This is a genomic window from Streptomyces sp. SID14436 (genome assembly GCF_010548465.1).
Classification (GTDB): domain Bacteria; phylum Actinomycetota; class Actinomycetes; order Streptomycetales; family Streptomycetaceae; genus Streptomyces.
Window position 1 is genome coordinate 1 of record NZ_JAAGMD010000535.1, and the last position, 10,412, is coordinate 10,412.

Here is a 10,412-nt window from a genome sequence, read left to right on the forward strand (position 1 = left end):
CGTCCGGCGTCCGACAACCAGCGCCCGCTGCCGCTGCCCGACCGCGGCGGCCATCCGCCGCCCGTCCCGCGGCGGACTCAGGGCGTGCCCTGCCGTGTCGTGCCCGGCAGCGGCGTAGCCGCCCCGCAGGTGTCGTCCCGGCCCGTCCCGTCCTCCCCGGGGCCAGGACGGTGACGCGCCGGAGGGGGGCGGGGCCGGGCGCGGCGTGGTCCCGCTGCGGACCCGGCGTCGATGTCCCACCATGGAGACGGCGACCGCGTAGGGAGGACGAGTGCGTCCCATCATTCCCGACTACCTGGCCGAGGCACTGGGCGATGTGGAGGCGGACACCTCCGGTGAGCAGGCGGGGTACATCCCCGAGCTCGCGCGGGCGGATCCCGATGTCCTCGCGGCGGCCTTCGTCACCGTCGACGGTGAGACCTACGGTGCCGGTGGCACCCGGACCGCGTTCACGATCCAGTCGGTCTCCAAGCCGTTCGTGTACGCACTGGCCCTGGCCGACCGGGGCTTCGACGCGGGGCTCGGCCGAGTCGGTGTCGAACCGTCCGGTGAGGCGTTCGACGAGATCTCCCTGGAGAGCGGCACCGGGCGCCCCCTCAATCCGATGATCAACGCCGGCGCCATCACCGCTCACTCCCTGGCCGGCGCGGAGGGTCTGAGTCCGGCGGCACGCGTGGAGCGGGTGATCCGGGGTCTGTCGGCGTTCGCCGGCCGGCGACTGACGGTGGACGAGTCGGTGTACGCGTCGGAGAGGGAGCACGCGCACCGCAATCTCGCCATCGCCCACATGCTCCGCAGCTACGAGATCCTCACCACGGACGCGCAGGCGACGACGGACGGGTACGTCCGCCAGTGCTCCGTGCGCGTCACCACGACGGACCTGGCCGTGATGGCCGCGACGCTGGCCAACCGCGGGAAGAACCCGCTCTCCGGTGAGCAGGTGGTGCCGGAACCGGTGGTGCGTCAGGTGCTGGGCGTCATGTTCAGCTGCGGAATGTACGACGCCGCCGGCGACTGGGCGACCCAGGTCGGCATCCCGGCGAAGAGCGGCGTGGCGGGGGCCCCATCGGCGCACTTCCCGGGCAGGTCGGCATCGCCACGTTCTCGCCGCGACTGGATTCCCACGGGAACAGCGTGCGCGGGGTGTCGTTGTTCCCACCACGTCGTCGGCGCCGGACCGAACGCCCTCCGCGTGCTGCAACGGCAGGGGGGTATCGGATTCGCCGGTGCCGAGAAGGTCCTCCGGGAGTGCGTGGACGCTCCCTTCCCGGAATCCAGGGTGGCTCTCGACCTGAGCTGGGTCCACTCCCTCGACGACGTGGCACGGCGCATGCTGCTGGAGGTCGTGCGCCGGCTGATGCTGGACGGTCACGAGGTCTTCCTCGTCGACCCCGACACGATCATGCCCGACCCCGATCCCGGCGACGGAGGCCGCGTCACCGTCGTGACCGGAGCCGATCACGCCGTCGTACCGCCGGTCGCGCCCTGACACCCCAGGGCATACGCGCGGCTCCGCGGTCCACCCGGCCGGGCGCACACGAACGGGGGCCGGACGTCACAGGGCCGGCCCCGGAAGGGAGCAGACACCATGGGATTCATCACCGTCGGCCAGGAGAACAGCACTCCGGTCGAGCTCTACTACGAGGATCACGGGTCCGGGCAGCCGGTCGTCCTGATCCACGGATACCCGTTGAACGGGCACAGCTGGGAACGGCAGACGCGCGAGTTGCTCGCCCGGGGCCACCGGGTGATCACCTACGACCGCCGGGGCTTCGGCCAGTCGTCGAAGGTGAACTCCGGTTACGACTACGACACCTTCGCCGACGACCTGAACACGGTCCTCGAAACCCTCGACCTGCGGGACGTCGTCCTCGTCGGCTTCTCGATGGGCACCGGGGAACTCGCCCGCTACGTGAGCCGCCACGGTCACGAGCGGGTGGCGAAACTGGCCTTCCTGGCCTCACTCGAACCGTTCCTGGTCGCCCGCGACGACAACCCGGACGGCGTCCCGCAGGAAGTCTTCGACGACATCGTCGCGGCCGCGAAGAGGGACCGGTACGCCTGGTTCACGCAGTTCTTCTCGAACTTCTACAACCTCGACGAGAACCTCGGCACACGGATCAGCGAGGAGGCCGTCACCGGGGGCTGGAACACCGCGATCCGCAGCGCTCCGGTCGCCGCGTACGCGGTGGTGCCGGCCTGGATCGAGGACTTCCGCGCCGATGTCGAGGCGGTCCGCGCGAGCGGCAGGCCGGTGCTGATCCTGCACGGCACCAAGGACAACATCCTCCCGGTCGACGTCACCGGACGCCGGTTCCACCGGGCCGTCCCGGAGGCCGACTACGTCGAGATCGAGGGGGCGCCGCACGGCCTGCTCTGGACCCACGGGGACGAGGTCAACGCCGCACTGCGCGGCTTCCTCGCGAAGTGACGGTGGATCGCGTGCGGCTCCCGCGCCACCCGCGTCACGGGTCGGCCTGATCCGTCCCGGACGGCGTCCCACCGCCGGCAGCGCGCCCCTTCGTGACCACCGGCGAAGGGGCGCGCCACCGCGCCCGCGGCCGGCGCCGGGAGAGGGTGCGTGGGGCGGTGGCGGTGGCGGCCGGTTCCGCTACGGGCCGCGGGGCTTCGGGGCGGACGTTCAGGGCCGTCGGCGGAACGGGGCGAGGGTGGCGCGCACATGGTCGGCGGCGCCCCAGTCGGGGTCGAACTGGGCGATGACGGCCAGGTGTTGACGGAGCGGGAGGATCGGCATCCGTTCACGCCAGTCGCGGTCGAGCCCGGTCAGTTCGGCGTACCGGGTGAAGAACGCGTGTGCCTCGGGCGGTGGTGCCGTCGTCCACAGGTGGGCGAGGTCGGTCTCGGCCCACGTGTACGACACGGCCGGGTCGATCAGCGCGGGCCGGCCGTCGGGGCCGGCCATGACGTTCTGCGTCCAGAGGTCGCCGTGCGTCAGGCAGGCGGGGCGGGCGGGCAGGAGTTCGGGCAGTCGGTCGCACAGGCGTTCCAGGGCCGCCCGGTCGGCGGCGTCGAGCGTCTCCCGGACGCGTGGCTCGTGGAGCCAGCGCAGCAGACGGTGCCGGGCGAAGAACTCGAACCCGTCGTCGGTCCAGGTGTTGACCTGCCGGCGGCGGCCCAGCCAGTTGTCCCGGTGCCACCCGAACCGGGGGTGCCGCGTGGTGGTGTGCAGGTGGGCGAGGGCGTGCGCGAGCTGCTCCCAGAAGTCCAGGGTGTCCTGCCGGGGGCTCAGTACGGACAGGGCGAGCAGGTCGCGGTCCGCGTGGACGATCCGGGGTGTGGTGATGCCGCCCGTCTCGCGCAGCACGGTGAGCCCTTCGGCCTCCGCGGCGAAGACGTCGTCCGACGGCGGCTCGGCGAAGGCCTTGACGAACACCGACGTGCCGTCGCCGAGGTGTGCGAGGCCCGCGGTGGCGGCGAGGCCCCCGGTGACCGGTTCGACGGAGACGACGTCGGCCGGTCCGGCCGACTGGAGGCGTTCGAGGAGGCGTTCGAGGAGGAGGGGCGGTGGTCCGGTCACGGCTGTGGTCCTCTGCGCGATGTCACGCGTCCCCCAGGCCGAGCAGCCGGTCGTCGCTCCACCACTGCGGTGTCTCGTCGACGACGGGGGTGAGCTCCAGCAGTGTCACCTCGTGACGGGCCAGGGCGAGGTCCACGTCGGCCCTCCCGCCGGTGACGGGCACGCTCCGGTGGGAGCGGGCGGGTTCGGCGGCCTCGCGCAGGGCGTCCAGGCGGCGGTGGTCGGGGGCGAGCGGCCGGCCCATCTCGCGCCAGGCGGCCCAGGGGTTGCCGGCGTCCTCGCTCACGGAGCGGCGCAGGGCGAAGGCGGAGCCCCGCGTGTCCGGGGTGCCGAGGGGCAGGGACAGCCGGACGGTGTGGCCGTCGACGGGTTCGCCGCCGCCGGGGTCCGCCGGTGCCCAGGCCAGGACGGTGACGCGTCCGTCGTCGTGGCGGGTCACCAGGTGGTCCTCGCCCCGGCCGAGGATCTGCTCCCCCATCGCGGCCATGAAGGTGTACAGGTGGTAGGTGGGTTTCTTGATCTGACGGTGGGCCAGCAGCCCGAAGCCGCCGTGGAACGGCGTGGTGGGGACGCCCACTTCCTCGAAGACGTCGCAGAACGTCCAGTACGAGAACGAGTCCGCGAGGTCGCCCCCGTTCACCAGGACGGGCGCGAGGTAGGCGGCGTGGAACGCGGTGTCGTGGACGGGGTTGTCCGGGCGGTAGGAGGAGTTGAACTCGGTGATGTGGAGCGGCAGTCCGGCGAGTCCGGTGCCCGCCAGCTGCCGCCGGGGGGCGCCGAACTGTTCCAGCAGGGCGGACGCCGGCATGAGGGTCTGGTGGGCGCCGAACGGCACGGGCTGGACGGGACCGGAGGAGTAGGCGTGGCGGCTGACGAAGTCGATCGGCAGGTCACGGGTGTCGACGAACTCGGCGAAGCGTTCGATCCACTCGTCCTGGTAGCCCGGCGCCAGTGAGGGCCCGCCGACCTGGAGTTCGGCGTCGACCTCCTTGACGGCCCGGGCGGTGACCTCGTAGAGGCGGTGGTAGGCGTCCTGGCCGGCGGACCAGAACGCCTCCAGGTTGGGTTCGTTCCACACCTCGATCGGCCAGCGGCGCACCTGGTCGATGCCGTAGCGGTCGACCAGGTGCCCGACGACGGCGCGGACGAGGGCCGCCCACTCCTTCTCGTCGCGGGGTGGGGTGATGTTGCCCTTCCACCAGAAGACGGTGGCGTCGCCGGAGGCGAGCTGTGAGGGCATGAAGCCGAGTTCGAGGAAGGGCGCGATGCCCAGCTCCAGGTAGGTGTCGACGACCTGGTCGACATAGGTGAAGGCGTGGCGCACGCGCCGCTCGCCGGCGTGTTCGTAGGGCTGGTGGACGCCCGTTCCGTCGCTGAGCAGGCCGTGGCCGCGGATGTGGCGGAAGCCGATCTCCCGCTGCACGAGGGCGAGCGATTCGTAGTGGTCGCGCCGCAGCGCGAGGTCGAACCGGCCGGTGCCGACGCAGTGGCGCCAGGCGTCGGAGAGCCGGGCTGTCGGCTGCCGGGGGACGGCGATCCGCATGGGGGTTCCTTCGCTGCGGTGGGAAGCGGGCGGGGCACGCCGGGGGCGGGCGGGTGGACCGGACCGGCTCTCGCTCGGCGTGCTGCGCACCGTAGGGAGACGCCGAAAACGGTGTCAAGACGCCCGGGCGGCCTGCCGGTCGGGCGTGCGGCGCCCCCGGGGCCGGGGCGGGTGCGGCGGGGTGCGCAGTGCCTTGTCAGCGGGCCTGTCCGTCATCACGGACGGCGTCGGCCGGGTCGGTAACGATTGGGCAACTTGCGAAAACTCTTGGTTGCTTACCGTTCATTTCTGGCGGTACACCTTGCTCCTACCTCGCGGACGATTCATTAGTTTGCGCAAACTATCCAGCACGTCAGCAGCTCGACCACTGACAACAGAGCAGGGAGTTCCCACGATGACGAGGAGAACCCGCAGCGCGACGGCTGCCGCGATCGGCCTGTGCCTGGCACTCGCCGCGGTCGGCTGCGCCGGTGGAGACGACGGCGACGGTTCGTCCGGCGGCCAGGGGACGGTGACTCTCTGGACGAACGCGATGGAGGGGCGCGGGGCCGAGTTCTGGCGGGACGCCGCGAAGGCCTACCACGAGCTGCACCCGGACGTGACGATCAAGATCCAGTCGGTCCAGAACGAGGACCTCGACGGCAAACTGCAGAACGCGCTCAACTCGAACTCCGCGCCCGACATCTTCCTGCAGCGCGGTGGCGGCAAGATGCAGGCCATGGTCGACGCCGGCCAGATCAAGGAACTGGAACTGACCGACACCGACCGGGGCAACGTGGGCGAGGCGGCCCTCGAGGGCGTCTCGATCGACGGCAAGGTCTACGCGATGCCGCTCGACACCCAGCCCGAGGGCATCTACTACAGCAAGGACCTGTTCGAGAAGGCCGGCATCACCGCGCCGCCGACGACGATGGACGAACTCCAGGACGCCGTCGCGAAGCTGAAGGCGATCAAGGTGGCCCCGATCGCGGTCGGCGCCAAGGACGCCTGGCCGGCGGCGCACTGGTACTACAACTTCGCCCTGCGCGAGTGCAACCAGGAGGTCATGCAGGAGGCCGCGAAGTCGCTCACCTTCGACGACCCCTGCTGGACCGCGGCCGGCGACGACCTCGCCGACCTCCTGGACACCGAGCCCTTCCAGAAGGGCTTCCTGACGGCGACGTCACAGCAGGGCGCCGGATCCTCGGCGGGCATGATCGCCAACCACAAGGCGGCCATGGAGCTCATGGGCAACTGGAACCCCGGTGTCATCGCCGACCTGACCCCGGACAAGAAGCCGCTCCCCGACCTGGGCTGGTTCCCCTTCCCGTCGGTGTCCGGCGGCAAGGGCGACCCGACCGCCATCATGGGCGGCGCCGGCGGCTACTCCCTCTCCAAGAACGCGCCGAAGGAGGCCCTGGGCTTCCTCCAGTTCGTCGTCACCAAGGAGCAGCAGGAGGCCTACGCCGAGGCCTTCGACACCATCCCGGTGAACAAGCAGGCGCAGGGCGTCGTCACCGAGCCCTACAACATCTCGGCCCTGGAGGCCTTCAACAAGGCCGCGTACTCCATGCAGTTCCTCGACACCGTGTACGGCCAGAACGTCGGCAACGCCATGAACATCGCCGTCGTGAACCTCATGGCCGGCAAGGGCACGTCCGCCGACATCGTCAAGGACGTCAAGGCCGCCGCCGAGAAGGGCTGAGTAAGCAGACATGAGCGACACCCTGGGCACTGACACGGCCGACGGCCGCCAGTCGCAGGGCACGCCCGGAGCCGGGGACGCGGCCACGTCCGTGCCCCCGGCTCCGCCGCGAGCGGCTGCACACCGCCGGCGCCGTGCCCGGACGCGACTGGAGATCGCGGTCCTGTCCGCACCGGCCGTCATCACGTTCCTGGCGTTCGTGATCTTCCCCGTGGTGCTCGCCGGGTATTACGGCTTCTACCAGTGGAAGGGCTACGGAGAGCCCACCGACTGGGTCGGCCTGAACAACTACAAGCTGATCCTCACCGACTCCGCGTTCCACGACGTGCTGTGGCACAACGGCCTGATCCTGGTGCTCTCCCTGGTCATCCAGGGTCCGCTGGCGATCGGCCTGGCGCTGCTGCTCAACCAGCGGATCCGCGGCCGTTCGACGATCCGTGTCCTGATCTTCGTGCCGTACATCATCTCCGAGGTCATCGTCGGCACCGGCTGGAGCCTGATGCTCCAGAGCAACGGCGCGCTCAACGACCTGCTGCACCGCATCGGCCTGGGTTCCCTGGAAGCGGACTGGATCGCCGACCCGGATCTGGCGATCTGGACGCTGATGGGCATCATCACGTGGAAGTACATCGGCTTCGCGGTGATCCTCATGCTCGCCGGCCTGCAGTCGATCCCCGACGAGATCTTCGAGGCCGCGCAGATCGACGGCGCCTCCTACTGGCAGATCCAGCGCCGCATCACGCTGCCGCTGCTGGGACCGACGATCCGCATCTGGGCCTTCCTGTCGATCATCGGCTCGCTGCAGCTGTTCGACCTCATCTACATCATCTGGGGCCAGTACGTGTCGGGCACCGCCGGCACCTCGACCATGGCGATCTACATGCTCGCCCAGGGCCGCAACGCGGGGAACTACGGCTACGGCAGCGCCGTCGCGGTCGTGATGTTCCTGGTCTCGCTCATCGTCGCGCTGATCTACCAGCGCCTCGTCCTGCGCCGCGACCTCAAGGGCGCCGTCACCGAAGGGACCGTGTGATGAGTGCGACGACCGCCGTCTCCGGGACGTCCCGCGCGCCGGAGCCGACGAAGTCCGCCGGCCGCCGCGACCGGCCGCAGCAGTGGGGCAGCCCCGTCACCTACTTCGTGGCGCTGCTCTTCGTCGGTGTCTGCGTCGCACCGGTGCTCTACATCGTGCTCGGCGGCTTCCGCACCAACGCGCAGATCACCACGGACCCGGCCGCGCTGCCCCGCCCCTGGGTGATCGGCAACTACGTCGGCGTGCTGAAGTCGTCCGTGTTCTGGGGGGAGTTCGCCAACTCCCTCATCGTCGCGGTCACCAGCACGGTCGGCATCGTCACGCTCGGGCTGATGGTCAGCTTCGTCATCGCGCGCTACGACTTCAGGCTCAAGGGCGCGATGTACTCGCTGTTCGCCGCCGGCCTGATGTTCCCCATGGTCATCGCGATCACTCCGCTGTACCTCGTCATCAAGGACCTGGGCCTCGTCGACAACCTGCTCGGCGTGATCATCCCGCAGATCGCCTTCGGCCTGCCGACGACCGTCATCATCCTCGTGCCCTTCCTCAGGGCCATCCCCAACGAGATCGAGGAGGCCGCCGCGATCGACGGCATGAGCCGGATCGGATTCTTCTTCCGCATGGTGGTGCCGCTGTCGCTGCCCGGTGTGGTCACCGTCGGCATCCTCGGATTCGTCGGCAGCTGGAACAACTACCTGCTGCCCCTGTACGTCCTCAACTCGCAGGCCAACTTCACCCTGCCGCTCGGCGTCCAGGTGTTCTCCTCCCAGTACTCCACCGACACCGCGAAGGTGCTCGCCTTCACCTCCCTCGCCATGCTGCCCGCGCTGATCTTCTTCTCGGTCTTCGAGAAGCGCATCGTCGGCGGACTCACCGGTGCCGTGAAGGGCTGACCACCGTACCGGGCCCCGCACCGGGACCCGCGACAGGACCGTCCCGCGCCTGCCCCTGCCATGCCCCTCGGCAGGGGCAGGCCGCTGACCGACGCCCCCCGGCCGCGAACCCCCGCGCCCCCCCCGAAAGGATCCGCATTGCCCCGCGTCCACATCGAGCTCGACCGGCAGGCCGTCATCGCCCCGGTCCGGCGCCGCACCTTCGGCTCGTTCGTCGAGCACCTCGGCCGCTGCGTGTACACCGGCCTCTACGAGCCCGGGCATCCGACCGCCAACGAGGACGGGTTCCGCATGGACGTCGTCGCACTCGTCAGGGAGCTCGGCAGCACCACCGTCCGCTACCCGGGCGGCAACTTCGTCTCCGGGTTCCGCTGGGAGGACTCCGTGGGCCCCCGCGAACAGCGCCCGGTGCGCCGCGACCTGGCCTGGCGCTCCCTGGAGTCGAACCAGGTCGGACTCGACGAGTTCGCCCGGTGGCTGAAGCTGACCGACTCCGAGCTGATGCTGGCGGTCAACGTGGCCACCCGGGGCATCCTGCCCGCCCTGGACCTCCTGGAGTACGCCAACCACCCGTCCGGCACGGCCCTGTCGGACCTGCGCATCGCCAACGGCACACCGGAACCGCACGACGTGCGCATGTGGTGCCTCGGCAACGAGATGGACGGCCCCTGGCAGACCGGGTTCATGACGGCGGACGACTACGGCAAGACGGCCGCCCGCACCGCCGCCGCGATGAAGCGGGCCGACAAGGACCTCGAACTGGTCGTCTGCGGCTCCTCCGGCTCCACCATGCCGACCTTCGGCGACTGGGAACGCACCGTCCTCGAACACTGCTACGACCACGTGGACTACGTCTCCGGCCACGCGTACTACCAGGAGCACGACGGCGACCTCGGGTCCTTCCTCGCCTCGGCGGTCGACATGGACTACTTCATCGACACCGTCGTCGCGACCGCCGACCACGTGGGGCACAAGAAGCGCTCCAACAAGAAGATCAACATCTCCTTCGACGAATGGAACGTCTGGTACCTGAAGGAGCACCAGGAGACCGAGAAGGTCCACGACGAGTGGCGGCACGCCCCGCGGCTGCTGGAGGACACGTACACGGTGGCGGACGCCGTCGTCGTCGGCAATCTGCTGATGACGCTGCTGCGCCGCAGCGACCGCGTCACCTCGGCCTCCCTCGCCCAACTCGTCAACGTGATCGCGCCGATCATGACCGAGCCGGGCGGCCCGGCCTGGCGCCAGACCACCTTCCACCCCTTCTCCATCACGAGCCGGCTCGCCTCCGGGGAGGTGGTCCTGCCCCTGATCGAGGCGCCGACGTACGACACGGCGCGCTTCGGGGAGGCACCGCTCGTCGACGCCGTCGCGACCGTCGACGAGGACCGCGCCGCCGTCTTCCTCGTCAACCGCGACCTCGCGGAGACCGCCCGGGTCACGGTGGACGTGCGCAGCCTCGGTTCCTCGCGCATCACCGAGGCGGTCACGCTCGCCGACTCCGACGTGTACGCGAAGAACACGCTCGCCCGGCCGGACCGGGTGACCCCGGCCCCGAACACCGGCGCGGCCCTCGCCGACGGCGTGCTCACCATCGAACTGCCGCCGACGTCGTGGTCGGCGGTCGCGCTGCGGTGAGCGACGGCGAGCGCCCCGCCCGGGATCCGGTGCCCCGTGGGACCGGCGGCGACCGGGCCCGCGCGGCGCCCGGCCCGGTCGCC

General features: G+C 70.5%; 8 protein-coding genes. 6 read left to right on the forward strand and 2 right to left on the reverse strand.

Annotated features, from left to right (window positions below; all coding sequences use genetic code 11):
* The first annotated feature begins 271 nt into the window (after positions 1 to 271).
* Together glsA and G3I53_RS18745 are read left to right on the forward strand one after the other, a co-directional pair.
* Positions 272 to 1,489 (forward strand): glutaminase A, encoded by a 1,218-nt coding sequence (gene glsA, locus G3I53_RS18740; RefSeq protein ID WP_343240646.1) that lies wholly within the window; start codon positions 272 to 274, stop codon positions 1,487 to 1,489.
* A gap of 99 nt (positions 1,490 to 1,588) precedes the next feature.
* Positions 1,589 to 2,431, forward strand: a complete 843-nt coding sequence (locus G3I53_RS18745) for an alpha/beta hydrolase (RefSeq protein WP_164337785.1) — start codon at positions 1,589 to 1,591, stop codon at positions 2,429 to 2,431.
* A gap of 210 nt (positions 2,432 to 2,641) precedes the next feature.
* Here G3I53_RS18745 and G3I53_RS18750 read toward each other — a convergent pair whose 3' ends face one another.
* Together G3I53_RS18750 and G3I53_RS18755 are read right to left on the reverse strand one after the other, a co-directional pair.
* Entirely contained in the window at positions 2,642 to 3,538 is an 897-nt protein-coding gene (locus G3I53_RS18750) for a fructosamine kinase family protein (RefSeq protein ID WP_164337786.1), read from the reverse strand.
* Between the two features lie 22 nt (positions 3,539 to 3,560).
* Entirely contained in the window at positions 3,561 to 5,081 is a 1,521-nt protein-coding gene (locus G3I53_RS18755) for a xylan 1,4-beta-xylosidase (RefSeq protein WP_164337787.1), read from the reverse strand.
* 394 nt (positions 5,082 to 5,475) lie between these two features.
* On the opposite strand from G3I53_RS18755, the gene G3I53_RS18760 reads away from it, so the two are divergent.
* The 4 genes from G3I53_RS18760 to G3I53_RS18775 all read left to right on the forward strand — a co-directional run bounded on the left by G3I53_RS18760 (position 5,476) and on the right by G3I53_RS18775 (position 10,329).
* Positions 5,476 to 6,765: an extracellular solute-binding protein gene (locus G3I53_RS18760; protein ID WP_164337788.1), complete on the forward strand. Its 1,290-nt coding sequence runs from the start codon at positions 5,476 to 5,478 to the stop codon at positions 6,763 to 6,765.
* A gap of 10 nt (positions 6,766 to 6,775) precedes the next feature.
* Complete coding sequence (locus G3I53_RS18765) at positions 6,776 to 7,798, forward strand: sugar ABC transporter permease (RefSeq protein WP_164337789.1); 1,023 nt, start codon at positions 6,776 to 6,778, stop codon at positions 7,796 to 7,798.
* On the forward strand, positions 7,798 to 8,691 hold the full coding sequence (locus G3I53_RS18770) for a carbohydrate ABC transporter permease (RefSeq protein ID WP_164337790.1): 894 nt from the start codon (positions 7,798 to 7,800) through the stop codon (positions 8,689 to 8,691). Before G3I53_RS18765 ends, G3I53_RS18770 begins: the two co-directional genes overlap by 1 nt.
* A 138-nt stretch (positions 8,692 to 8,829) precedes the next feature.
* The gene (locus tag G3I53_RS18775) at positions 8,830 to 10,329 is read left to right on the forward strand and encodes an alpha-N-arabinofuranosidase (RefSeq protein WP_164337791.1); all 1,500 of its coding nucleotides are present in this window, start codon (positions 8,830 to 8,832) and stop codon (positions 10,327 to 10,329) included.
* The last annotated feature ends 83 nt before the right edge of the window (positions 10,330 to 10,412 follow it).